We start from the raw sequence: 24,189 nt of genomic DNA on the forward strand, positions 1-24,189 counted from the left end.
GGTGGGAGCTCATGGGTGAAACGCTAACAATATCGAGGTTTCCGGTTACGGAGGCTTTGGTGCTTGTCCCTGCGAGGGGATGAGGCATTGACACACTATTGGGTCCTGAGAGAACACACGTGTTCTTTCTAGGGTTAGACAAAGATGCCGGCTGATGCGGGTGCTTGTTATCAAGTGAGTGTGAAGACATTTGTTTGGAGTACCGGTTGGTTGGTGTGTGTTGTTTGAGAATTGCACAGTGGATGCGAGCATCTTTATTTTTTGTTTTGTTTATTGTTGTAAGTGTGTAAGAGCGTACGGTGGATGCCTTGGCACCAGGAGCCGATGAAGGACGTAGGAGGCTGCGATAAGCCTCGGGGAGCTGTCAACCGAGCTGTGATCCGAGGGTGTCCGAATGGGGAAACCCAGCACGAGTGATGTCGTGTTACCCACCTGTGAATATATAGCGGGTGTGGAGGGAACGTGGGGAAGTGAAACATCTCAGTACCTACAGGAAGAGAAAACAATAGTGATTCCGTGAGTAGTGGCGAGCGAAAGCGGATGAGGCTAAACCATGCATATGTGATACCCGGCAGGGGTTGTGTGTGTGGGGTTGTGGGATCTATTTTGTCCATTCTGCCGGATGGGCCGACAGTGAGAAATCAGTGTGTTAGTCGAAGTGGTCTGGAACGGCCTGTCGTAGAGGGTGAGAGTCCCGTAGACGAAAACATGTTGACTGTTGTAGTAGACACCCAAGTAGCAGCGGGCCCGTGAAATCTGCTGTGAATCTGTCGGGACCACCCGATAAGCCTGAATACTCCCTGGTGACCGATAGCGGACTAGTACCGTGAGGGAAAGGTGAAAAGTACCCCGGGAGGGGAGTGAAATAGTACCTGAAACCGTGCGCTTACAATCCGTCAAAGCCTGCGAGCCATTTGGTTGGCTGTGGGTGATGGCGTGCCTTTTGAAGAATGAGCCTGCGAGTTAGTGCTCGGTGGCGAGGTTAACCCGTGTGGGGTAGCCGTAGCGAAAGCGAGTCCGAATAGGGCGATGGAGTCGCCGGGTCTAGACCCGAAGCGGAGTGATCTACCCATGGCCAGGTTGAAGCGACGGTAAGACGTCGTGGAGGACCGAACCCACTTCAGTTGAAAATGGAGGGGATGAGTTGTGGGTAGGGGTGAAAGGCCAATCAAACTCCGTGATAGCTGGTTCTCCCCGAAATGCATTTAGGTGCAGCGTCGCATGTTTCTCACTGGAGGTAGAGCTACTGGATGGCCGATGGGCCCTACAAGGTTACTGACGTCAGCCAAACTCCGAATGCCGGTGAGTGAGAGTGCGGCAGTGAGACTGCGGGCGATAAGGTTCGTAGTCGAGAGGGAAACAGCCCAGATCGCCGGCTAAGGCCCCTAAGCGTGTACTAAGTGGAAAAGGATGTGGGGTCGCGAAGACAACCAGGAGGTTGGCTTAGAAGCAGCCACCCTTGAAAGAGTGCGTAATAGCTCACTGGTCAAGTGATCCTGCGCCGACAATGTAGCGGGGCTCAAGTACACCGCCGAAGCCGCGGCACTCACACAAGACATTCTCTTCATCCTGCGGGGTGTTGAGCAGTGGTGTGGGTGGGTAGGGGAGCGTCCTGCATCCCTGGAAGCCACAGAGTGATCTAGTGGTGGAGGGTGTGGGAGTGAGAATGCAGGCATGAGTAGCGAAAGAACAGTGAGAAACTGTTCCGCCGAATGACCAAGGGTTCCTGGGCCAGGCTAATCCGCCCAGGGTGAGTCGGGACCTAAGGCGAGGCCGACAGGCGTAGTCGATGGACAACGGGTTGATATTCCCGTACCCGTGTAGTCGCGCCCGTGATGAATCAGCTGTACTAACCGCCCAGAATGTTCCTTTTACACCTTCGGGTGTGCCTGGGACTGGATGCGCGGGACCTTGGTTGGTAGTAGTCAAGCGATGGGGTGACGCAGGAAGGTAGTGGGGCCAGTCAGTGGTTGTACTGGTGTAAGCCTGTAGGGCGTGTTCTAGGCAAATCCGGAACACATAGAGCCTGAGAGGTGATGCGTAGCCGAATGAGGCGAATTCCATGATCCTATGCTGCCGAGAAAAGCCTCTAGCGAGTGGCGACACGGCCCGTACCCCAAACCAACACAGGTGGTCAGGTAGAGAATACTAAGGCGATCGAGAGAACTGTGGTTAAGGAACTCGGCAAAATGCCCCCGTAACTTCGGGAGAAGGGGGACCACGTCTGGTGATCAACTTCGCGTTGTGAGCTGGGTGTGGTCGCAGAGACCAGAGAGAAGCGACTGTTTACTAAAAACACAGGTCCGTGCGAAGTCGTAAGACGATGTATACGGACTGACGCCTGCCCGGTGCTGGAAGGTTAAGAGGACCGGTTAACACTTCGGTGTGAAGCTGAGAATTTAAGCCCCAGTAAACGGCGGTGGTAACTATAACCATCCTAAGGTAGCGAAATTCCTTGTCGGGTAAGTTCCGACCTGCACGAATGGCGTAACGACTTCTCTGCTGTCTCAACCACAGACTCGGCGAAATTGCAGTACGAGTAAAGATGCTCGTTACGCGCGGCAGGACGAAAAGACCCCGGGACCTTCACTATAGCTTGGTATTGGTGTTCGGTTCGGTTTGTGTAGGATAGGTGGGAGACTGTGAAGCATGCACGCCAGTGTGTGTGGAGTCGTTGTTGAAATACCACTCTGATCGTATTGGATATCTAACCTCGGACCATGATCTGGTTCAGGGACAGTGCCTGGTGGGTAGTTTAACTGGGGCGGTTGCCTCCTAAAATGTAACGGAGGCGCCCAAAGGTTCCCTCAGCCTGGTTGGCAATCAGGTGTTGAGTGTAAGTGCACAAGGGAGCTTGACTGTGAGACGTACATGTCGAGCAGGGACGAAAGTCGGGACTAGTGATCCGGCACCGGCAAGTGGAAGCGGTGTCGCTCAACGGATAAAAGGTACCCCGGGGATAACAGGCTGATCTTCCCCAAGAGTCCATATCGACGGGATGGTTTGGCACCTCGATGTCGGCTCGTCGCATCCTGGGGCTGGAGTAGGTCCCAAGGGTTGGGCTGTTCGCCCATTAAAGCGGCACGCGAGCTGGGTTTAGAACGTCGTGAGACAGTTCGGTCTCTATCCGCCGCGCGCGTAAGAAACTTGAGGAAACCTGTCCCTAGTACGAGAGGACCGGGACGGACGAACCTCTGGTGTGCCAGTTGTCCTACCAAGGGCACTGCTGGTTAGCTACGTTCGGAAGGGATAACCGCTGAAAGCATCTAAGCGGGAAGCCTGTTCCAAGATGAGGTTTCTCACCACCTTTGCGTGGTTAAGGCCCCCTACAGACCATGGGGTAGATAGGCCAGAACTGGAAGTCGGGTAACCGATGCAGGTGACTGGTACTAATCGGCCGAGGACTTACAACCAAAACAAGTAATGAAACTTTTGTTTCGCATCCACTGTGCAATATCTGAAACAACACACAAACAAAACGACGGTTCTTCATCCGGCTTTGTTTGGGTGTGGATTGTTTCATAGAGTTACGGCGGCTATAGCGGTGGGGAAACGCCCGGTCCCATTCCGAACCCGGAAGCTAAGCCCACCAGCGCCAATGGTACTGCACCCTAATCAGTGTGGGAGAGTAGGACACCGCCGAACACAATTTGCGAATACCCCGTATTCACAGCCCAACAGCTGCGAATACGGGGTATTTTGCTATCCCCACACACGGTTGACCGGCACCCCCGGCACCCCCCCGGTACCCAAGTGGGTCATACGACCCACTTGCATCGCTCGGAGCGGTTACGATTCCTGCCATGTCGAGTTCGCTGCACAGCGTCAGTCCTTCATTCCGCACCGTTGCGTCGCTCAACCGCCGCCGGCTCCTTGGTGGGGTAGCTGTCGGCGCCGCCGGACTCGCACTCGGTGGCCGAATGTTCGGAGCCGGTGTCGCGTCGGCCTCTCCTGGGGGGAGTATCGGTGCTCAGACGTATGACGCTGTGGTGGTCGGCGGAGGCCTGTCCGGTCTCGCCGCGGCCAAGACGATTGCCGAAGCCGGCCGGTCGGTCCTGGTTCTCGAGGCCCGGGAACGGGCAGGTGGGCGCGTTCACAACATCTCGACCCCGAAGCTGGGCGTGACTCTCGACGCAGGTGCGGAGTTCATCGGGCCGACTCAGACGCATATCGCGGCCCTGGCGAAGGAATATGGCGTCGCCTCGTTACCGACCTACAACGAAGGCGACAGCGTCTACTGGAACAGCGGACGTCGCTCCACGATGCCCAGCGCTCTCGGTCTGCCCATCGACCCCGCGTCACCCGAGGCAGCGCTGGCCCTGTCTCAGCTCGAGCTCGAACCGCTGCTCGGGTTTCCGGTGGGTGAGCCCTGGAAACACCGCGATGCGGCGTATCTGGATTCCGTAACCTGGCAGCAATGGCTCGAGTCGCGGACGATATCTCCGACGGCGCGGATGCTCTTGAGTCTGGCGAGTTCTGCGGCACTGTCGGTCGAGGCGCACGAGCTGTCGGCGCTGTATTTCTTCAACTACGTCGCCTCGGCAGGCGACGAGGCCAACCCCGGCAGTCTCATCCGCCTGCTCAGCACTGCGGGCGGCGCGCAGGAGCGTCTCTTCGTCGGCGGCGCGGCCCTGATCCCGTTGCGAATCGCGAATGCGCTGGGCGAGCGGGTGGTCTACAACGCTCCCGTGCGATCGATCGGCTGGACCGATGAGGTGGCGACCCTCGAGAGCGATGCCGGGACAGTGAAGGCGAAAAAGGTGATCGTTGCGATGTCGCCGGCGATCAGTGGCGGTATCGACTACAGGCAGGGTCTTACGTCGGCGCGCGCCGGCTTGCATGCCGGTTACCGGATGGGCGCGATCAGCAAGTTCGCCGCGGTGTATCGCGAGCCGTTCTGGCGTAAGAAGGGGCTGTCGGGGCAGGTCATCGGCAACGGCGATCCCATTGACGTGTGCTTCGAGAACTACGCCGAGGGCAATCACGTGTTGATGGGGTTCATCTCCGCCGACTCGATGCGTCGCCTGGACCAGGCGCCTGAAGAGCAGATCACCGCGGAGTGTACCCAGAACTTTGTCGACTACTTCGGCCCCGAGGCCCGCGATCACGTGGATCACGGCATCTTCAAGTGGGACCTGGAACCGTGGTCGCAGGGTGGCCCGGTGGCCGTGAGTAGGCCGGGAACGCTGACCCGGTACGGAGCTGCCCTTCGCGCTCCGGTTGGCCCCGTGCACTGGGCGGGAACCGAGACCTCTGACTACTGGACCGGATACATGGACGGTGCGGTGCGTTCGGGTCAGCGCGCGGCGAAGGAAGTGTTGGGCGCGCGTTGAGCGGAGTTCGACCAATTCGCGTGTCGGTGGTGTCGGCGGCTAGTCTGGCGTGCGGCCGATCGGCCGGTACAGGTAACTACATAGCGTGAATCCATCGGCTCCGTCTCTCGGGCGTGAGTGGTGTGATCGTGACGAAGAGGCAGACGTGAACGACAGAAACAATCGTGGTGGCAACGGTCGCGGCAACTCGGGCGGTGGACGACCGACCGACCGTCGTGACGGTCCGAGCGGCCGCAATTTCCGTAATGACTCGGACGCTCGCCGCGGTACCGGATCCGCGAACCGCCCGCCCGAGCCGCCCTTGCCCGACGACGTCGTCCCGCAGGACCTCGACACCGAGGTACGTCGCGACCTGCTGAGTCTCGATCGCACGAATGCCGACACGGTTTCACGACACCTCATCATGACCTTCCGGCTCCTCGACGAGGACCCCGTGTTGGCCCTCGAGCACGCCCGCGCCGCGCGACGCCGCGCAGGCCGTATTGCGATGGTTCGCGAGGCCGCAGGCATCGCCGCCTACACCGCGCATGAGTGGGCCGAGGCGTTGTCGGAGTTGAGGGCCGCGCGGCGCATGTCCGGCGGCAACGCCCTGCTGCCGATGATCGCCGATTGTGAGCGTGGACTGGGACGTCCCGAGCGTGCGATCGATGTCGCCCGCAGCGAAGAGGGCCGGGCTCTGACCGACGAGGACGCTGCCGAGATGCGGATCGTCGAGTCGGGTGCGCGTCTTGATCTCGGAGAGTTCGACAAGGCGATTGTCACGCTGCAGACGAAGGATCTCGACCCGGCTCGAGTCGGTACGGATGCTGCGCGGTACTTCTACGCGTATGCCGCTGCGCTGCTCGCAGCCGGTCGGCGCGAGGACGCGATCACGTGGTTCATGAACGCCGCCTCTGCGGATGACGATGACGTGACCGACGCCGAGGACCGGTTGATGGAATTGGCAGCGCCGGAATCGGCTGCCGATGAATCCGACGCCGAGTCCGCACTCCTCGCTCCCGTGCACGCGGAAGCCCCGAAAGCAGTGTCTGAGGTCAGCGCCCCGCCCGCGTTGAAGGAGGTGCCGGAACAGGTTGTGCCGCAACTGGTGCCGGCGGCTCCCGCCGAGCCCGGTGCGCGCCTGCGGGACGGGTACGACGTCCTGCTGCTCGATCTGGACGGAACTGTCTACGCGGGGAAGAGCGAGATCCCCGGTGCGAAGGACGCTCTCGACGCCGGCGAGCAGCGCAACTACTACGTGACCAACAACGCCAGCCGTTCTCCAGTGGACGTCGCAGAACATCTGCAGGAGCTGGGTTTTCGGGCCGAGCCCGACGAGGTCGTCACCAGTGCACAGTCGGCGGCGCGGCTCCTGGCAGAACAACTGCCGATGGGATCGCGAGTCCTGGTCGTCGGAACCGACGCACTGGTCCATGAGGTCCGGTCTGCGGGCCTCGGGGTGACCCGGAGCGCGGACGACCGACCGGCCGCTGTGGTGCAAGGACATTCACCGGACACCGGCTGGGCGATTCTGTCCGAGGCGGTACTCGCGATTCGAGCGGGTGCGCTATGGGTGGCGTGCAACGTCGATGCGACCCTGCCGACCGACCGCGGTCTCCAGATGGGCAACGGTTCGATGGTGGCCGCCGTCGCGAACGCCACGGGAGCGCAGCCGCAGGTTGCCGGGAAGCCCGCGTCACCGCTGATGGTCGACGCCGTCAATCGAAGTGGCTCGAAAACACCCCTGGTGGTCGGCGATCGCCTAGACACCGACATCGAAGGCGCGAACGCGATCGAGGCCGACAGCCTCTTGGTGCTGACCGGTGTGAGCACCGCGGCCGATGCCCTCAATGCCCCGGAGGCGCAGCGTCCGACGTTCATCGCAGCGGATTTGCAAGGTCTCAACGCCGCCGCAGACGATGTGATCGTCGGCCCGCGGCCCGGGTGGCACGTCAGCGTCCTCGACCACACCCTCACGGTCGTGGCGCAGGACGGCGCCGACCCGGCGGCCGTGCTCTACGCCGTGTTGCACGAGGCCTGGTCGCGCGAGACGTCGACGAAGTGGATCGTCGAGGCCGCCGAAGAGGTGGCCCAGTCGGCGTTGATGAGCGCCGGTCTGCTGGCCTGACGTCAGCTGCGGGAGAACTCGGACGCCGCCTCGATCTGGGCGTCCGAGGGGCGCATCCCGGTGTAGAGGACGAACTGCTCGGCCGCCTGCAAGGCGATCACCTGAGCGCCCGTGATCACGGGGCGGCCGTCGAATGCGCTGATCAATGGCGTCCGGGCGGGCATCGCGACAACGTCGAAGGCGGCTTTCGCCTCGTCCACCGCGGCGGACGGAAACGGCAACCCCTCGGCATCGGGACCGCCGGCCATCCCCACTGGAGTCGTATTGACCAGCAGATCCGGACGTGCGGTCCCGAGCTCGGGTTGCCAGGTGAATCCGTACCGCTCGGCGAGTGCCCGTCCGGTCTGCTCGTTGCGGGCGATCACTGCGGTGTCGGAGTATCCCTCGTCGCGGAGCGCCGCCACCACGGCCTTGGCCATGCCGCCACTTCCGGACACGGCGACTGTGTAGTCCGTCGGAATGGAACTGTCTCGCAGCAGGTTCGCTGCCGCTTGGTAGTCGGTGTTGTAGGCATGCAGGGTGCCGTCTTCGTTGACGATGGTGTTGACGGAGTCGATGGCCGATGCCGAGCCGTGCATCACGTCGACGAGGTCGATGATCTTTTCCTTGAAGGGCATCGAGATGCCTGCGCCTCGGATGCCCAGAGCGCGGATACCTCCGACCGCCGCAGGCAGGTCCGCAGTGCTGAATGCCTTGTAGACGAAGTCGAGTCCGAGCTCGTTGTAGAGGTAGTTGTGGAACTTCGTGCCGATGTTGCTCGGTCGCCCCGACAGCGAGATGCACAGCTGCGTGTCGCGTCGTAGAACTCGGGCATCTGGTGCGCCGGCGCCCGCGGTGGTGGAGGTCATCACTAGACGCTAACAATCGACTAGCCTTGGCAGGCAATGAACCAACCTCTGCCCGGACCCCGACCGACACCCGGTCCTGTCCCCGGACCCCGACCCGCCGCGCCGCCCGACGAGTCGGCGCACACTGTGGATCCCGATGAGATCCGGCGCCAGGTGTCCGAGCTGCTCGAACAGGCCGACGACATCGCGGCCTCGGTCGGCGACACCGCCGACAGTGAGGCGCTGGCGCAGCTCGCCCGGCAGGCGCACCTGCTCGAAAAGGCGCACGGCGTGCTCACGGATGCTTTGGAGAAGGTCGATCGTGCCTGAGGCTGCGCAATCGAAGGGTCCGGACGCGCTATGCCGTCCGAGTCATGGCGCGTAGGGCCCGCCTGGACGCAGAGCTCGTGCGCCGCGGCGAGGCGCGATCGCGGGACCACGCTCGCGAACTGATCGAAGCGGGCCGGGTGAAGGTCAACGGCACGGTTGCGGGCAAGCCTGCCACCAACGTCGATCTCGGTGCTCCGATCGTGGTGGCCGAGGGCGACGACGAGGGGTGGGCCTCACGGGGCGCGCACAAGTTGCTCGGCGCTCTGGCAGCGTTCGAACCGCAGGGCGTCAGCGTCGCCGGACGTCGTTGTCTCGACGCCGGCGCATCGACGGGCGGATTCACCGACGTACTGCTGCGACGGGACGCTCAGCAGGTGGTGGCGGTCGACGTCGGGTACGGCCAGCTGATCTGGCGTCTGCAGAATGACGCCCGCGTCGAGATCCACGACCGGACCAATGTCCGGAGCCTGACTGCCGAGCAGATCGGGGGACCGGTGGACCTCGTCGTCGCGGACTTGTCGTTCATCTCCCTTAACCTTGTCCTCGAGGCGTTCGCCAGCTGTGCGAAGCCCGGCGCAGACCTGCTACCGATGGTCAAACCGCAGTTCGAGGTCGGCAAAGATCGGGTGGGATCGGGGGGCGTGGTGCGCAGTCGCGAGTTGCGAACCGAAGCGGTGACCGCGGTGGCCGAGACGGCGGCGAGCCACGGGCTCGCCACGCTCGGTGCGGTGGCGAGCCCGCTGCCCGGTCCGTCGGGCAATGTTGAATACTTCCTCTGGCTGCGAAAACAGCCGGAACCGGCATCGGTGGATGACACGGTGCGGGCGGCGATAGCAGACGCGATCGAGAAAGGGCCCCAGTGACGAACCCAGCGGGTGGCACGGCTCCGACGGCGGGGCCGCAGGGACGGGAGTTCCTTGTGGTTGCCCACACCGGCCGGGACAACGTCCACGAGACCATGGCCGTCATCGCACGGTCATGTGCCGAGGCCGGAATCTCTCTTCGGGTCGTCGATCACGACACGATGCCGAGCCATCCGGGACCGCAATACCTGAGCACGGTGTACCCGCTCGATCCGGTGGAGCTGCGCGAGATCGGTGCCGACGTCGCGGTCACGACGGGGAACGAGTCGTCCGCGGCCGGATGTGAGGTCGTCATCGTGCTCGGCGGCGACGGAACCTTCTTGCGTGCAGCAGAGCTCGCCCACCCGGTAGAAGTGCCGGTACTGGGAATCAACCTGGGTCACATCGGCTTTCTAGCCGAAGCCGAGGCAAACCGCGTCGACGAGGTGATGGCCAAACTCGTCGACCGCGACTACGAGGTCGAGGACCGGATGACGCTCGACATCACCGTGCATGTCGACGGGCAGGTGGTGGCCAAGAGCTGGGCCCTGAACGAAGCCAGCATCCAGAACCTGTCCAGGCAAGGTGTGTTGGAGCTCATCACGGAGGTCGATGGCAGACCCGTCTCGGCATTCGGAGCCGACGGCATCCTGGTGTCCACACCGACGGGATCCACCGCGTACGCGTTCTCGGCAGGCGGTCCCGTGATGTGGCCCGACCTCGAGGCGATTCTGCTGGTCCCGTCGAACGCCCACGCCCTGTTCGCCCGGCCCATGGTCACCAGTCCGCGGTCACTGGTGGCGATCGAGGTGCTGGCGCGTGGACAGGATGCCCTGCTGGCGTGTGACGGTCGCCGCAACATCGAGGTCCCGGCCGGTGGCAGGGTGGAGATCGTCCGAGGTGAACGACCGGTGCACTGGGTCCGCATCGATTCCGATCCTTTTGCCGACCGGTTGGTGCGCAAGTTCGAACTGCCGGTCACCGGGTGGAGGGGAAGGCAACTGTAGTGCTCGAAGAGATTTCGATCAGCGGACTCGGCGTCATCGACAAGGCCGGTGCCGAGTTCCATGAAGGACTGACCGTGCTCACCGGTGAGACGGGCGCGGGTAAGACGATGGTCGTGACGAGTCTGCACCTGCTCTCGGGGGCGCGCGCCGACGCCGGCCGCGTCCGTTCGGGCCAGAGTCGCGCTGTCGTCGAGGGACGATTCCGTGCGACCGGTGCGGAGGCCGCGGAGGTACTGGATTCGTCCGGTGCCGAGCTCGACGAGGACGGCACCGTCATCGCGGTGCGCACGGTGAATGCCGATGGTCGATCCCGGGCTCATCTGGGTGGCCGATCGGTGCCAGTCGGGCTCCTCGGACAGTTCACCAGCGGGCAGCTGGCAATTCACGGCCAGAACGACCAACTCCGCCTGCTGCGGTCGGAGCATCAGCGCGATGCGCTCGACCGGTTCTCTGCCGAGGCGATCACCAAACCGCTCAAGGCCTACCGCGAGGCTCGAGAACGCTGGATCGCACTGGCCGATCAACTGCGCGACCGGCAGGCCAACTCCCGCGAGATCGCCCAGGAAGCCGATCGCCTCAAGTTCGGACTCGACGAGATCGACAAGGTTGCGCCGCAACCCCACGAGGACGAAGAGATCGCCGCGACGGTCCGGCGGCTCAGTGATCTCGAGACCATCCGTACCGCGGCGGTCTCCGCGCTCGACGCGGTGACCGGCGCGGGCCCCGACGCAGATGTGGCGAGCGGTGCCTCGGTTCTCGACGGCTTGGGTGCGGCCAGGACAATGCTGGAAACCCAGGCTGACGACACGTTGCGAGCTCTGCTGCCCCGGATCGAGGAAGCTCTCACCGTGGTCGGCGACATCGGCGAAGAACTCAGCTCGTTCGTCTCCGGGCTACCGGTCGACGCGGCCGAGCTGGAGCAACTGCTGCAGCGCCAGGCCGAACTGAAGTCTTTGGTGCGCAAGTACGCCCCAGACATCGACGGCGTCATCGGCTGGGCGGATTCGGCGCGGTCGCGGTTGGCCGAGATCGGTGACTCGTCAGAGTCGCTCGATGAGCTTGCGGTCCGCGTCGGTGCGGCGCGCGACGACGTCGCCGTCGCCGCGGTGAAGCTCACCAAGGTGCGCGTCAAGGCCGCGAAGTCGCTTGCTGCCAAAGTGAGTTCGGAACTGACGGGGCTCGCGATGGGGGATGCGCAGCTCGAGGTCACCGTAGTGCCCGACGAATCCGCGGACTCGGACCGTCGTGCCATCGACATCGACGGCCGAGCGCTACACGCCGGTTCCCACGGCGTCGACAAGGTGGAGTTCGGATTGACCGCTCACGCCGGTGCGCAGGCGCGACCGATCGCGAAGTCGGCCTCCGGTGGCGAGCTGTCTCGTGTGATGCTCGCACTCGAGGTGGTACTCGCCGGTCCGGGCGGCGGTTCGACGATGGTGTTCGACGAAGTCGACGCGGGGGTCGGTGGCCGGGCGGCCGTCGAGATCGGGCGACGGCTCGCCAAGTTGGCGCGCGCGCATCAGGTCATCGTGGTGACCCACCTGCCGCAGGTCGCGGCTTTTGCCGACAACCACCTGCTGATCGGTAAACAGACGTCCTCCGGGAAGTCGTCCAAGTCGAGCCGTGTGACGAGCTCGGTCGAGGTTCTCGACCGCGATGAGCGGGTGGCGGAACTGGCCCGCATGCTGGCGGGCCTAGGAGATTCCGATACCGGCCGCGCGCATGCGGAAGAGCTCCTGAGCACAGCCGAAAACGAGAAATCTGCCTTCTGACCGAATGACACGGGTGTTACTCGTGTGACAAAAGTGGCGTGTGTTACGGCGCGCCTCCACCAAAACTGTCGAGTGGTGGTTCAGTGTTTCTCGCATGAAGATGCCTGCCCTGCTGTCACGCACAACCGAAACTCTGCCTGGGATCAGCGGTATCGCCAGGATCGACAAGAACACCAAACGACTCCTGTCCCGGGTCGGCCCCGGGGACATCGTGATCCTCGACGAGGTCGACCTCGACAGGGTCACGGCCGATGCCCTCGTCGCCGCCGACGTACTGGTGGTGGTGAACGCCTCACCGTCCATCTCCGGGCGGTACCCCAATCTCGGACCCGAGTTGCTGGTGGCATCGGGCATCACACTGATCGACGACGTCGGTGTCGAGGTTTTCAAACGCATCAAGGACGGCGCCAAGATCCGCGCCGACGAAGGTGGCCTGTACACCGGTGAGCGTCGGCTCGCCAAAGGCACCGAACTGGGGGAGCGAGAGATCGCCGACCTCATGATCGACGCCAAGACGGGACTCGTCGATCATCTGGAAGCGTTCTCCGGCAACACCATCGAGTTCATCCGCAGCGAATCGCCGCTGCTGATCGACGGTGTCGGCGTACCCGATGTCGACGTGCGCATCGACGGTCGGCATGTGGTCGTGGTGGCCGACGGTGCCGATCATGTCGCAGACCTCAAGCGACTCAAGCCGTTCATCAAGGAATATCAGCCGATCATGGTTGGCGTCGACGGTGGCGCAGACACCCTGATGGATCTGGGCTACCGGCCAGACCTGATCGTGGGCGACCCCGAGGGCATGAAGTCGGCAACCCTCAAATCCGGCGCGCAGGTTGTGCTGCCCGCAGATCCCGACGGTCACGCTCCCGGTCTCGAACGCATCCAGGACCTCGGGATCGGTGCCATGACGTTCCCGGCGGCCGGTTCGGCCGCCGACCTCGCGCTGCTCTTGGTGGACCATCACGAAGCCGCTCTGATCGTCACCGTGGGACACGCCGCGTCGCTCGACGAGTTCTTCGACCGCAGCCTGCGCGAGTCGAACCCGTCGACGTTCCTCACCCGGCTCAAGGTCGGACCCAAGCTCGTCGACTCGAAAGCAGTTGCGACGCTCTATCGTTCGCGGGTGTCGGGAGCGGCCATCGCATTGCTGATCCTGGCCGCCCTGGTTGCGCTGATCGTCGCGGTCCTCATGTCGAGTGCCGGCGGTGAGGTCACCGAGTGGATCGTCGACCAGTGGAACCGGCTGACCGAGTGGGTCCAGCAGGTCTGGAATGAGTGAGCCCGCTGGGGCTTGGATCGGATAAGTAGTGATTTCGCTTCGCCAGCACGCTATTTCGCTGGTCGCGGTCTTCCTTGCTCTTGCCGTGGGTGTGGTGCTGGGATCCGGATTTGTCGCTGACACGTTCGGATCGTCCAGCGATGCCCAGGACAAGCGTGAGCAGGAATTGCGTGACGAGAATCAGCAGCTGACCAACAATGTCAACGCCGCCAACAACTTCGACACCGCGATAGCCGGTCGTCTGCTCGAGGGCACCTTGCGCGATCGGCCGGTACTGATCGTCACCACACCCGGTGCCGATGAAGGTGACGTGGCGGCGGTCAAGGACAACCTGAACAAATCAGGTGCGGTCTTCAACGGGCAACTCGCGCTCACCGACGAGTTCGTCAGTGATCAGAACGCCGAGAAGATCCGGTCGATCATCGATCAGTCGATCCCGGCCGGAAGTACGCTGCGCACCGAACTGACCGATTCGGGCGGTCGCGCGGGCGATCTGCTGGGTCTGCTGTTGCAGCTGTCACCTCGAGATGCCGAACCGCAGGTGTCCGGGAGCGACACAGATGCCGGGCTCGCGGCCCTCAAGCAAGGCGGTTTCGTCGACTACGCCAACGGTGCGATCGAGCCTGCCCAGTTGGCGATCATTGTGACCGGCAACAAGTTTGCCGACGACTCGGGTGCACGAGGTCAGGTCGTGGCGCGTTTCGCGGCAGCGTTCTCCGAGCGCGGCGCGGGCACCGTTCTCGTCGGAAGGACCGGATCTGCCGAAGGGTCCTCGCCGATCGCTGTGGTCAGGGCGGACCCGTCGCTGAACTCGGAGGTGTCCACGGTGGACAACGTCGATCAGGCGACCGGTCGGATCACCACCGTGCTGGCTCTCGCCGACGAGTTGGGCAACAAGCAAGGCGCGTACGGCACCGGTCCCGGTGCCACCGCGATCGCGCCCGAGAGCTGACCGAGGCCGATGGCTCGTCGGCCTCCGCTGATGCCGACGAGCGATCGCCCGTGTCAAGGCCGAGAATTCGGCCCAGTGGTGTTACCGTGGAGTCCCGTAGGTAGGCAAGGTTTTCTTGCCTGCGTTGCCGGTGGTGAGTTCCTCTACCGGCTTCGTCTCCAGCCGAACGGGAGAAGCGTTGCGACCATTACGCCATGTGCGATCAGGCACCAAGCACATCTTCGTCACCGGGGGCGTCGCGTCCTCGCTCGGAAAGGGTCTGACGGCCTCCAGCCTCGGCCAGTTGCTCACCTCCCGCGGACTGCGGGTGACGATGCAAAAGCTCGATCCCTACCTCAACGTCGACCCGGGGACGATGAACCCGTTCCAGCACGGTGAGGTCTTCGTCACCGAGGATGGCGCGGAAACCGACCTCGACGTCGGTCACTACGAACGCTTCCTGGACCGCGATCTGTCCGGATTTGCGAATGTCACCACGGGCCAGGTGTATTCGACGGTCATCGCGAAAGAGCGGCGCGGGGAATACCTCGGCGACACCGTTCAGGTGATCCCGCACATCACCGACGAGATCAAGAATCGAATCCGGGCGATGAGCCAGGCCGACGCCGACGGTGAGATCCCCGACGTGGTGATCACCGAGATCGGTGGCACGGTCGGCGACATCGAATCGCAGCCGTTCATCGAGGCCGCCCGGCAGATCAGGCACGATGTCGGCCGGGACAACGTGTTCTTCCTCCACGTCTCGTTGGTGCCCTATCTGGCCCCGTCGGGTGAGCTCAAGACCAAACCCACCCAGCACTCCGTCGCAGCGCTACGCAACATCGGTATCCAACCCGATGCCCTGATCCTGCGCTGTGATCGTGACGTACCCGAGCCGCTCAAGAACAAGATCGCGCTGATGTGCGACGTCGAGGTCGAAGGTGTCATCTCGACCCCTGACGCCCCGTCGATCTACGACATCCCCAAGGTGCTCCATTCGGAGCAACTCGACGCGTACGTGGTCCGCAAGCTCGGACTGCCGTTCCGCGACGTCGACTGGACGGTGTGGGGCGAGCTGCTCAAGCGGGTGCATGAACCGCGCGAAGAGGTCACCATCGCGCTGGTCGGCAAGTACGTCGAACTCCCTGACGCTTACCTGTCGGTGACGGAAGCGATCCGGGCCGGCGGCTTCGCCCATCGTGCCCACGTGAAGCTCGTGTGGGTTCAGTCGGACGACTGCGTCGACGACGCCGGAGCCCAGGCCGTGCTCGCCCAGGCCGACGGCATCCTCATTCCGGGAGGGTTCGGCATTCGCGGCATCGAGGGCAAGGTCGGCGCCATCAGGTACGCCCGCACCCGCGGTGTACCGCTCCTCGGACTGTGTCTCGGCCTGCAGTGCATCGTCATCGATGCCGCACGCCAGGCCGGGCTCGAGAATGCGAGTTCGACGGAGTTCGACCCGGACACCCCGTTCCCGGTGATCTCGACCATGGCCGATCAGGAGCAGGCAGTGGCCGGCGAAGCCGATCTGGGCGGCTCGATGCGGCTCGGTGCCTATCCCGCCAAGCTCAAACGCGGTTCCGTGGTCGCAGGCGCCTATGGTTCCGTGGATGTTTCCGAGCGGCACCGACATCGCTTCGAGGTCAACAACACCTACCGCGACAAGGTTGCCGAAAGTGGTCTGGTCTTCTCCGGCACCTCGCCGGACGGGCACCTCGTCGAGTTCGTCGAGTATCCGCGGGAGGTACACCCGTTCTTGGTGGGAACCCAGGCGCATCCCGAACTGAAGAGCCGCCCGACACGTCCCCATCCGTTGTTCAGTGCATTCGTGCGGGCGTCCTTGCGCTACAAGGCGGCCGAACGGCTGCCGGTGAACGTGCACGGCGACGACGACTCCGATCCCGACCTCGACGACGTCACCGGCGCAGAGGCCGGTGTCGTGGAGGCCGGGGCTTGAACGAGCCGCACGAGTTCCGGACCGTCGACACCGACGTGCGCTACGACGGGGCGATTCTCGCGCTGCGGGTCGACGAGGTCGCGATGCCCGGCGGACGAACCGCTCACCGTGAGGTCGTCGAGCATCACGGGGCGGTGGCCGTCGTGGCCGTCAATGAACGGGACGAGATCGCCCTGGTCCTGCAGTATCGGCATCCGATCGGTCGGCGCCTGCTCGAGTTGCCCGCCGGGCTCCTCGACGGTGGTCCGGACGAGGCCCCGGTCGAGGCTGCCCAACGTGAGTTGGTCGAAGAAACCGGTTTGGCGGCCGAACACTGGAGCACGTTGGTCGACGTCGCCGTCTCGCCGGGGTTCACCGATGAGGCCTTACGGGTGTATCTGGCGACGGGGATCAGCGCCGCCGAGCAGCCCGATCGCGAGGACGAAGAAGCGGACATGACCGTGCACTGGATGCCGATCGGAGACGCGGTGCACAAGGTGTTCTCCGGTGAGATCGTCAACGCCACCGCGGTTGCAGGAGTTCTGGCGCTGGTCGCGCACCGATCCGGATCGGTCCCGTTGCGCGACGTCGACGCACCATGGATCGACAAGCCGACGGCATTCGCCGGCCGGCACGCCGGGTCATGAGCTCGGCCGGACCGTCATGACCTTGGCCGACCAGGTGCAGATGTACCTGGATCATCTCGAGGTCGAACGCGGTTCGGCTCCCAACACCCTGCAGTCCTACGCCCGTGACCTGCGCCGGTACCAGGAGTATCTGGAGTCGCGGGGGATCGATGCCCTGGCGGACGTGCACGAATCCGACATCCGGGAGTTCTTGGTCGCCCTGCGACGCGGTGATGCGGACAACGACCGCCCACCACTGGCGGACAGTTCGATCGCGCGAACGCTGGTGGCCACGAGAGGTTTTCACAAATTCGCTGCCGCCGAGGGCATCGTCGTCGCCGACGTCGCCCATGCAGTGGCACCCCCGAAAGCCCCGCGCCGACTCCCGAAGAGTCTTCCGGTGGACGAGGTGCTGGCGATCCTCACCGCGAGTGGAGGCGGAGACGTCTCCGACGGACCACGGGCACTGCGCGATCGCGCACTGCTCGAACTGCTCTACAGCTGTGGGGCACGCATCTCCGAGGCCGTCGCCCTCGACGTCGACGACATCGAGACCGAATCACGCTCGGTCTTGCTGCGCGGCAAAGGTGGCAAGGAGCGCATCGTTCCGGTGGGCAGACCCGCCATCGCAGCTCTCGACGCGTATCTCGTCCGGGGTCGGCCGGCGCTGGTGTCGCGGTTCAATCCCGCCCTGTTCCTCAACACCCGGGGTGGCCGGCTCAGTAGGCAGAGCGCATGGCAGGTGCTCGTCGACGCGGCGGCCCGCGCCGGACTGGACAAATCGGTCTCGCCGCACACGCTGCGGCACAGCTTCGCGACGCACCTGCTCGACGGCGGGGCAGACGTGCGTGTGGTCCAAGAACTCCTGGGCCACGCATCGGTGACCACCACGCAGGTGTACACCCTGGTGACGGTCGGAACCATGCGTGAGGTCTACGCCCTGGCACACCCGCGAGCGCGGTAGAACGTCTGGTGACGGTGAGCCTCCACAGCCGCGCAACGCCGACGCACTAGGCTCGCAAGGGTGACAACGCCACAGCCACCTCATCGGCCCGGGCGTGATGCGAATCAGTTGATGATCTCCACGCCGCAACGTGGCGATGACGACCACGACCGCGAGAAACCGGGCACCCCCGGCGAGCTCGGCCCGACAGGGCGGCCGCTGCGCGAGGTACCCGAGCCGACTCCGCTCGACCGGCACGGTCCGGCGACGGTCGTCGCCATCTGCAATCAGAAGGGTGGCGTCGGTAAGACGACGTCGACCATCAACCTCGGAGCCGCGTTGGCCGAGTGCGGACGCCGCGTGTTGCTCGTGGATCTCGATCCGCAGGGCGCACTGTCGGCGGGCCTGGGCGTTCCGCACCATGAACTGGATCTGACAGTGCACAACATGCTCGTCCCGCCGCAGGTGTCGGCAGACGAGGTGTTGATGCGCACCCGCGTCGACGGCATGGACCTGCTGCCGTCGAACATCGACCTCTCGGCGGCGGAGATCCAGCTCGTCAACGAGGTGGGCCGCGAACACACCCTCGGCCGCGCTCTGCATCCTTTGCTCGACCGCTACGACTACGTGTTGATCGACTGCCAGCCCTCACTGGGATTGCTGACCGTCAACGCCCTCGCCTGCGCGGACACGGTCGTGATCCCGATGGAATGCGAGTACTTCAGCCTGCGTGGACTGGCACTGCTCAGCGACACCATCGACAAGGTCCGCGACCGCCTCAATCCCCGTCTCAAGCTCGGCGGCATCCTCGTGACCATGTTCGACGCCCGCACCCTGCACTCGCGTGAGGTGATGGCCCGAGTCGTCGAGGTGTTCGGAGACAAGGTCTACGACACGGTGATCAGCAGGACGGTGCGTTTCCCCGAGACCAGTGTCGCGGGTGAACCCATCACGTCGTGGGCGCCGAAGTCGGCCGGGGCCAGGGCGTATCGGGCCCTCGCCCGCGAAGTCATCTTCCGTACCCGCTAGCCGATGACCGAGACTTCACCACCGGAGCTGGACACCACCGAAGCCCCTCGTGCCGCGATCGCATCTGTGGAGGTATCGGCGGAAGAGCCGCCCGCAAAGACCGGTTTCCAGGTCAAGCTGAGGAACTTCGAGGGTCCGTTCGATCTGCTGCTGAACCTCATCGGTCAGCACCGCCTCGACGTGACCGAGGTGGCGTTGCACGAGGTCACCGACGACTTCATCGCCTACACCAAGCTTCTCGGCGCCGAGATGGACCTGGATCAGACGACGCAGTTCTTGGTGGTCGCGGCGACCCTGCTCGACCTCAAGGCCGCGCGGTTGCTGCCCTCGGGCGAGGTCGAGAACGACGAGGATCTCGCACTACTCGAAGCCCGCGACCTGCTCTTTGCGCGACTGCTGCAGTACCGGGCCTACAAGCAGGTCGCCGTGTTGTTCGCCGAACTCGAAGCTGCTGCGCTGCAACGCTATCCGCGGGCAGTGTCGCTGGAGCAACGTTTCGAGTCGCTCCTCCCCGAAGTGACCATCGGAGTGTCGCCGGGAGTGTTCGCCGAGGTCGCGGTCGCGGCGATGACGCCCAAACCGGTGCCTCAAGTCGGACTCGGGCACTTGCACGTGTCGACGGTGTCTGTCCCCGAGCAGGCGCTGCGCATCGGCGAGATCCTCCGCAATGCCGGCGCAGGTGCGTGGGTCAGCTTCACCGAACTCGTGAGCGAATGCGACAACGGTCTCGGTGTCGTCGCCCGCTTCCTGGCGTTGCTCGAGCTGTACCGGGAACGCGCGGTGGCATTCGAACAGCCCGAGGCCCTCGGCGCCCTGATGGTCAGCTGGACCGGCGAGCGTGACGAGGCCGAAGTGACAATCGACAAGGCAGATGACTATGGATGAACCGGACACCGCGACCGACGTCGAACCCGAGATGCTGTTCGAAACAGACACCGACACCCTCGACGACGACGAGCTCCGGTCGGCACTCGAGGCGATGCTGCTGGTGACGGACAGCCCCGCGACAACCGACCAGTTCGCCAAGGCGCTCGAGGAGAGCGCCGTGCGGGTCGAGGCGATGCTCCGGCAGATGACCGCTGAACTGAACGACCGGCGTAGCGGTATCGACCTGCGTTTCGCCGGCGACGGGTGGCGGTATTACACCCGCAACGAGTTCGCTCCCTACGTCGAGCGTCTGCTCCTCGACGGCGCGCGGTCCAAGCTCACCAGGGCGGCGCTGGAGACCCTGGCGGTCGTGGCCTACCGGCAGCCGGTCACCCGCTCACGCGTCAGTGCCGTCCGCGGGGTGAACGTGGACGGCGTGATCAGAACCCTCTTGGCCCGTGGACTCATCAGCGAAGCGGGCACCGATGTCGACTCGGGAGCCGTGACGTACAACACCACGGAACTTTTTCTGGAACGTCTGGGGTTGGCATCTCTGGGTGAACTACCGGATCTGGCGCCACTTCTGCCGGACGTCGACGTGATCGACGCCCTCGGCGATGAGATCAACGCCGACCCGCGATTCGCCAAACTGGCAGGTAACACGTCAGACTTGAACAACAAAACACACAACATCACCGTCGACGACGACTGATTTCGCGCTGCGGAACGGTTGTTCGACGGGAATTAGGGATACGAGCATGGCACCCGCTAGCCGAGACGGCAGACCGGACAGAAGCAAAGACAAAGGTAAGAGGCGCGGATCGCGTGAGGAAGGAAACTCCTCGGGCGATCGTGATCGGAAGCCTTATGGGGACAAAGGCGCCAGAGCCGAACATCGTGGTGGCAGGCCCGCAGAAGATCGCGGCGGCCGCCCCGCGGGAGATCGGCGTGGGGCACCGTCCCGCGATCGCGGTGGACGATCGTCTGAGGAACGTGGTGGACCCCGGCATCCTGAGCGCGGCGAACGCCGAGGCGAAGGCACTGGTCGTCCTACCGGCGAGCGCGGCCGTCCCAGCGGGGAGCGCGGTCGTCCGACCGGCGATCGCGATCGATCCCCGGGTGCAGTTGCCGGCGGCAGGCCCGCCGGTGGAAAACCGACCGGCAAACCTACTGGCGGCAAGCCGACCAAGGGCGCCGCGACCGAGCGTTTCCGTAAAGCGCACCGTAAGGGGCCGGGTCCTGAGGGCAAGCCGAAGTCGGCTCCCGATGTGAAGAGCGGGCAGGTTCGGCTCAACAACGCCAAACCCGCGCGCGACCAGAACCCGCTCGACGTCGGCGGCGACGGAGCGACCTACGTCAAGGGCGGGACGCGCCTGCAGAAGGTGCTGGCGCAGTCCGGTGTCGCATCGCGTCGCGGCGCTGAAGAACTGATCGCGGCCGGTCGCGTCGAGGTCGATGGTGAGGTCGTCACGGAGCAGGGTCTGCGCATCGATCCCGAGACCGCTGTGGTGCGTGTCGATGGCGCTCGGGTTGTCGTCAACGAAGAACATCAGTACCTGGCTCTGAACAAGCCGAAGGGCTGGCAGTCGACGATGGCCGACGAGTTCGGTCGTCCGTGCATCGGTGACCTCGTCGCCGAGCGGGTCATGGCGGGGCAGAGGCTCTTTCACGTCGGCCGGCTCGACGCCGACACCGAGGGCCTGATCCTGCTCACCAACGACGGCGAGCTCGCGCACCGGTTGATGCATCCCTCGTTCGAGGTACCCAAGACCTACATGGCGACGGTCCGAGGTGAGGTCAACCGCAGCCTGGGCCGCACCCTGCGTGACGGTATCGAGCTCGACGACGGACCGGCAAAGGTCGACAAGTTCGCTCTGCTCGACGTGAACGAAGGCATCTCGCTGCTCCGGTTGACGCTGCACGAGGGACGCAAGCGGATCGTGCGCCGCATGCTCGATGAAACGGGCCATCCGGTGATCCGCCTGGTGCGCACCGACATCGGCGCCGTGAACGTCGGCGAGCAGCGCCCGGGCACCCTGCGGGTGATGGGTAACGACGAAATCGGCGCGCTCTACAAGGCGGTGGGAATGTGACGAACCGTGCAGTGATCGCGATCGACGGGCCTGCTGGCACCGGTAAATCGAGTGTGTCGCGTCGGGTCGCAACTGCGTTGGGCGCCAACTACATCGACACCGGTGCGATGTACCGCGTGGCGACGTTACGCGTTTTGCGTGCAGGCGTGGCGCTGGACGACGCCGAAGCGATCGACAAGGCAACCGAAGGGCTGACCATCTCGGTGACGAACAGCCCGGTCAAGCAGATCGTGCTGATGGATGGCGAAGACGTGAGCGGCGAGATTCGCGGCGACGATGTCACCCGCTCGGTGTCGGCGGTGTCGGCGGTGCCGGCGGTCCGCACCCGGTTGGTGCAGGCACAGCGTGACCTGGCCCAGAGTGGGCTCAGTGTGCTCGAAGGCCGCGACATCGGGACCGTTGTGTTTCCTGACGCCGACCTCAAGGTGTTCCTGACCGCCTCGCCCGAGGCCCGCGCCCAGCGGCGGCACGATCAGAACACGGCAGCAGGCAGAGACAGTGACTACGCAACGGTGCTCGAGGACGTGATCCGGCGGGACCATCTGGATTCGACGAGGTCGACCTCGCCGTTGCGACCGGCCGATGACGCCGTGCAGGTCGACACCACCGACCTGGGCATCGAAGAGGTGATCGCCAAGCTGGTCGAGTTGGCGCGTCGCCGCATTCACGGAGAGAGCTCGAGCGAGGTTAAGGCATGAGTGACAGTTTTGATGGAGCAGGCGTCGGCGACGACGGTCTGTGGACAGACGAATCCGACTGGGATATCAGCGAGTTCACCGAGCTGGGCGAAGAAGGGTCCGCAGTCGCGGTACCCGTCGTCGCCATCGTCGGACGGCCCAATGTGGGTAAGTCGTCGCTGGTGAACCGCATCCTCGGCCGACGTGAAGCCGTCGTCGAGGACATCCCGGGCGTGACCCGCGACCGCGTCTCGTACGACGCATCATGGGCCGGCAGGCGTTTCATGGTGCAGGACACCGGCGGCTGGGAGCCCGATGCCAAGGGTATGGCGCAGTCGGTGGCACGGCAGGCCGAGGTGGCCATGAAAACCGCCGACGCCATCGTGCTCGTGGTCGATGCCACCGTCGGTGCCACCACCACCGACGAAGCGGTCGCCAAGGTGTTGCGTCGCTCGAAGACCCCGGTGTTGCTCGCGGCCAACAAGGTCGATGACGAGCGGATCGAAACCGAAGCCGCCGCGCTGTGGTCGCTGGGCCTGGGGGAGCCGTACTCGGTGTCTGCCGCCCACGGCCGCGGTACCGGCGATCTTCTCGACAAGATCCTCGAGGCGCTGCCCGAAACCCCCAGAGAGACAACGCTCACCGGTGGCCCGCGTCGTGTGTCGCTGGTCGGCAAGCCCAACGTCGGCAAGAGTTCGCTGATGAACAAGCTCACCGGTGAAGACCGCGCCGTTGTCGACAACGTTGCGGGCACCACCGTTGATCCGGTCGATGAGCTCGTCGAACTCGGCGGCAAGATCTGGAACTTCGTCGACACCGCCGGACTGCGCAAGAAGGTGCAGCAGTCGAGTGGCCACGAGTTCTATGCGTCTCTGCGGACCCGTTCGGCAATTGAAGCGGCCGAGGTGTCGGTGTTGCTGATCGACGCCTCCGAGCCCATCACCGAGCAGGACCAGCGCGTGCTGACGATGATCATCGACGCCGGTCGCGCGTTGGTGATCGCCTTCAACAAGTGGGATCTGGTCGATGAGGACCGCCGACTGCAGCTCGAGAAAGAGGTCGACCGCGACCTCTCGCGGGTGCCCTGGGCGCGCAAGGTGAACATCTCGGCGCACACCGGTCGGGCCGTGCAGCGGCTCGTCCCCGCGCTCGAGACGAGCCTGGCGTCCTGGGACAAGCGGGTGTCCACCGGGCAGCTCAACACCTGGCTCAAGGCGGTTATCGCCGAGACCCCGCCGCCGATGCGTGGCGGCCGGTTGCCGCGTGTCCTGTTCGCGACGCAGGCCGCAACGCGCCCGCCTACGTTCGTCTTCTTCACCACGGGCTTCCTGGAGGCCGGCTATCGCCGCTTCCTGGAACGCAAACTGCGTGAAGAGTTCAACTTCGACGGCTCGCCGGTCAAGGTGAACGTGCGGGTGCGCGAGAAACGCGAACGCAAGAAGTAGTGATGTCGAGACGTCGGCCCCGGTCAGAAAGTGACCGGGGCCGACGTCGTCGTACGAACCGGCCATGAGGCCAAACCGCATGCGAATCAAGCCCTTACCATTGAATCAAGACGTTGATATAAAGTCCTTGCTACTACGCGTC

Annotated in this window: 18 protein-coding genes and 2 rRNA genes; 19 read left to right on the plus strand and 1 reads right to left on the minus strand. The window is 64.1% G+C overall.

The annotated features are described in order from the left end of the window. Window positions 1–276 precede the first annotated feature (276 nt). From BFL43_RS17020 to BFL43_RS17035, 4 genes are all read left to right on the plus strand, one after another. Window positions 277–3,413 (plus strand): 23S ribosomal RNA (locus BFL43_RS17020). A 115-nt stretch (window positions 3,414–3,528) separates the two neighbouring features. After that, a 5S ribosomal RNA gene (gene rrf / locus BFL43_RS17025) occupies window positions 3,529–3,645 on the plus strand. Between the two features lie 158 nt (window positions 3,646–3,803). After that, a complete protein-coding gene (locus BFL43_RS17030) occupies window positions 3,804–5,333 on the plus strand; it encodes an FAD-dependent oxidoreductase (protein WP_084893693.1) in 1,530 nt (509 codons plus the stop codon). A gap of 145 nt (window positions 5,334–5,478) precedes the next feature. After that, window positions 5,479–7,440 (plus strand): HAD-IIA family hydrolase, encoded by a 1,962-nt coding sequence (locus BFL43_RS17035; protein WP_084893813.1) that lies wholly within the window; start codon window positions 5,479–5,481, stop codon window positions 7,438–7,440. Between the two features lie 2 nt (window positions 7,441–7,442). On the opposite strand, the gene BFL43_RS17040 is transcribed toward BFL43_RS17035, so the two are convergent. Continuing rightward, window positions 7,443–8,288 (minus strand): shikimate 5-dehydrogenase, encoded by an 846-nt coding sequence (locus BFL43_RS17040; RefSeq protein WP_084893694.1) that lies wholly within the window; start codon window positions 8,286–8,288, stop codon window positions 7,443–7,445. 36 nt (window positions 8,289–8,324) lie between these two features. Here BFL43_RS17040 and BFL43_RS17045 point away from each other — a divergent pair, with 36 nt between their 5' ends. From BFL43_RS17045 to der, 15 genes are all read left to right on the plus strand, one after another. Beyond that, on the plus strand, window positions 8,325–8,597 hold the full coding sequence (locus BFL43_RS17045; RefSeq protein ID WP_240498322.1) for a hypothetical protein: 273 nt from the start codon (window positions 8,325–8,327) through the stop codon (window positions 8,595–8,597). Between the two features lie 44 nt (window positions 8,598–8,641). Continuing rightward, the gene (locus BFL43_RS17050; protein WP_084893695.1) at window positions 8,642–9,460 is read left to right on the plus strand and encodes a TlyA family RNA methyltransferase; all 819 of its coding nucleotides are present in this window, start codon (window positions 8,642–8,644) and stop codon (window positions 9,458–9,460) included. After that, entirely contained in the window at window positions 9,457–10,446 is a 990-nt protein-coding gene (locus BFL43_RS17055; protein WP_084893696.1) for an NAD kinase, read from the plus strand. Before BFL43_RS17050 ends, BFL43_RS17055 begins: the two co-directional genes overlap by 4 nt. Further along, window positions 10,446–12,218 (plus strand): DNA repair protein RecN, encoded by a 1,773-nt coding sequence (gene recN, locus BFL43_RS17060; RefSeq protein WP_084893697.1) that lies wholly within the window; start codon window positions 10,446–10,448, stop codon window positions 12,216–12,218. The genes BFL43_RS17055 and recN overlap by 1 nt, the downstream gene beginning before the upstream one ends. A gap of 94 nt (window positions 12,219–12,312) precedes the next feature. Further along, window positions 12,313–13,500, plus strand: coding sequence for a putative cytokinetic ring protein SteA (steA, locus tag BFL43_RS17065; protein ID WP_084893698.1), 1,188 nt, complete (start codon window positions 12,313–12,315; stop codon window positions 13,498–13,500). 28 nt (window positions 13,501–13,528) lie between these two features. Then, on the plus strand, window positions 13,529–14,452 hold the full coding sequence (locus BFL43_RS17070) for a copper transporter (protein WP_084893699.1): 924 nt from the start codon (window positions 13,529–13,531) through the stop codon (window positions 14,450–14,452). Between the two features lie 178 nt (window positions 14,453–14,630). Then, on the plus strand, window positions 14,631–16,388 hold the full coding sequence (locus BFL43_RS17075; protein ID WP_084893700.1) for a CTP synthase: 1,758 nt from the start codon (window positions 14,631–14,633) through the stop codon (window positions 16,386–16,388). After that, complete coding sequence (locus BFL43_RS17080) at window positions 16,385–17,014, plus strand: NUDIX hydrolase (protein WP_084893701.1); 630 nt, start codon at window positions 16,385–16,387, stop codon at window positions 17,012–17,014. The genes BFL43_RS17075 and BFL43_RS17080 overlap by 4 nt, the downstream gene beginning before the upstream one ends. Before the next feature lie 16 nt (window positions 17,015–17,030). Continuing rightward, window positions 17,031–17,957 (plus strand): site-specific tyrosine recombinase XerD, encoded by a 927-nt coding sequence (xerD, locus tag BFL43_RS17085; RefSeq protein WP_084893702.1) that lies wholly within the window; start codon window positions 17,031–17,033, stop codon window positions 17,955–17,957. 111 nt (window positions 17,958–18,068) lie between these two features. After that, window positions 18,069–18,965, plus strand: a complete 897-nt coding sequence (locus BFL43_RS17090; protein ID WP_143695377.1) for a ParA family protein — start codon at window positions 18,069–18,071, stop codon at window positions 18,963–18,965. Between the two features lie 3 nt (window positions 18,966–18,968). Next, window positions 18,969–19,850, plus strand: a complete 882-nt coding sequence (locus BFL43_RS17095) for a segregation/condensation protein A (RefSeq protein ID WP_084893703.1) — start codon at window positions 18,969–18,971, stop codon at window positions 19,848–19,850. Then, entirely contained in the window at window positions 19,843–20,544 is a 702-nt protein-coding gene (gene scpB, locus BFL43_RS17100) for an SMC-Scp complex subunit ScpB (RefSeq protein WP_346425977.1), read from the plus strand. Before BFL43_RS17095 ends, scpB begins: the two co-directional genes overlap by 8 nt. A gap of 46 nt (window positions 20,545–20,590) precedes the next feature. Next, entirely contained in the window at window positions 20,591–21,925 is a 1,335-nt protein-coding gene (locus tag BFL43_RS17105; RefSeq protein ID WP_084893705.1) for a pseudouridine synthase, read from the plus strand. Beyond that, on the plus strand, window positions 21,922–22,623 hold the full coding sequence (cmk, locus tag BFL43_RS17110; RefSeq protein WP_084893706.1) for a (d)CMP kinase: 702 nt from the start codon (window positions 21,922–21,924) through the stop codon (window positions 22,621–22,623). The genes BFL43_RS17105 and cmk overlap by 4 nt, the downstream gene beginning before the upstream one ends. Further along, window positions 22,620–24,047, plus strand: a complete 1,428-nt coding sequence (gene der, locus BFL43_RS17115) for a ribosome biogenesis GTPase Der (protein WP_084893707.1) — start codon at window positions 22,620–22,622, stop codon at window positions 24,045–24,047. Before cmk ends, der begins: the two co-directional genes overlap by 4 nt. Window positions 24,048–24,189 lie beyond the last annotated feature (142 nt).

The sequence above is a fragment of the Williamsia sp. 1135 genome (genome assembly GCF_002095395.1).
Classification (GTDB): domain Bacteria; phylum Actinomycetota; class Actinomycetes; order Mycobacteriales; family Mycobacteriaceae; genus Williamsia.

What these genes read in the sequence shown, in the direction of transcription:
- BFL43_RS17095 (WP_084893703.1), top strand. Translation starts at nt 18,969, where the DNA reads ATGACCGAGACTTCACCACCGGAGCTGGACACCACCGAAGCCCCTCGT.
- BFL43_RS17045 (WP_240498322.1), top strand. Translation starts at nt 8,325, where the DNA reads ATGAACCAACCTCTGCCCGGACCCCGACCGACACCCGGTCCTGTCCCC.
- BFL43_RS17105 (WP_084893705.1), top strand. Translation starts at nt 20,591, where the DNA reads ATGGCACCCGCTAGCCGAGACGGCAGACCGGACAGAAGCAAAGACAAA.
- scpB (WP_346425977.1), top strand. Translation starts at nt 19,843, where the DNA reads ATGGATGAACCGGACACCGCGACCGACGTCGAACCCGAGATGCTGTTC.
- BFL43_RS17050 (WP_084893695.1), top strand. Translation starts at nt 8,642, where the DNA reads ATGGCGCGTAGGGCCCGCCTGGACGCAGAGCTCGTGCGCCGCGGCGAG.
- xerD (WP_084893702.1), top strand. Translation starts at nt 17,031, where the DNA reads ATGACCTTGGCCGACCAGGTGCAGATGTACCTGGATCATCTCGAGGTC.
- der (WP_084893707.1), top strand. Translation starts at nt 22,620, where the DNA reads ATGAGTGACAGTTTTGATGGAGCAGGCGTCGGCGACGACGGTCTGTGG.
- BFL43_RS17040 (WP_084893694.1), bottom strand. Translation starts at nt 8,288, where the DNA reads ATGACCTCCACCACCGCGGGCGCCGGCGCACCAGATGCCCGAGTTCTA.
- steA (WP_084893698.1), top strand. Translation starts at nt 12,313, where the DNA reads ATGAAGATGCCTGCCCTGCTGTCACGCACAACCGAAACTCTGCCTGGG.
- BFL43_RS17090 (WP_143695377.1), top strand. Translation starts at nt 18,069, where the DNA reads ATGATCTCCACGCCGCAACGTGGCGATGACGACCACGACCGCGAGAAA.
- BFL43_RS17030 (WP_084893693.1), top strand. Translation starts at nt 3,804, where the DNA reads ATGTCGAGTTCGCTGCACAGCGTCAGTCCTTCATTCCGCACCGTTGCG.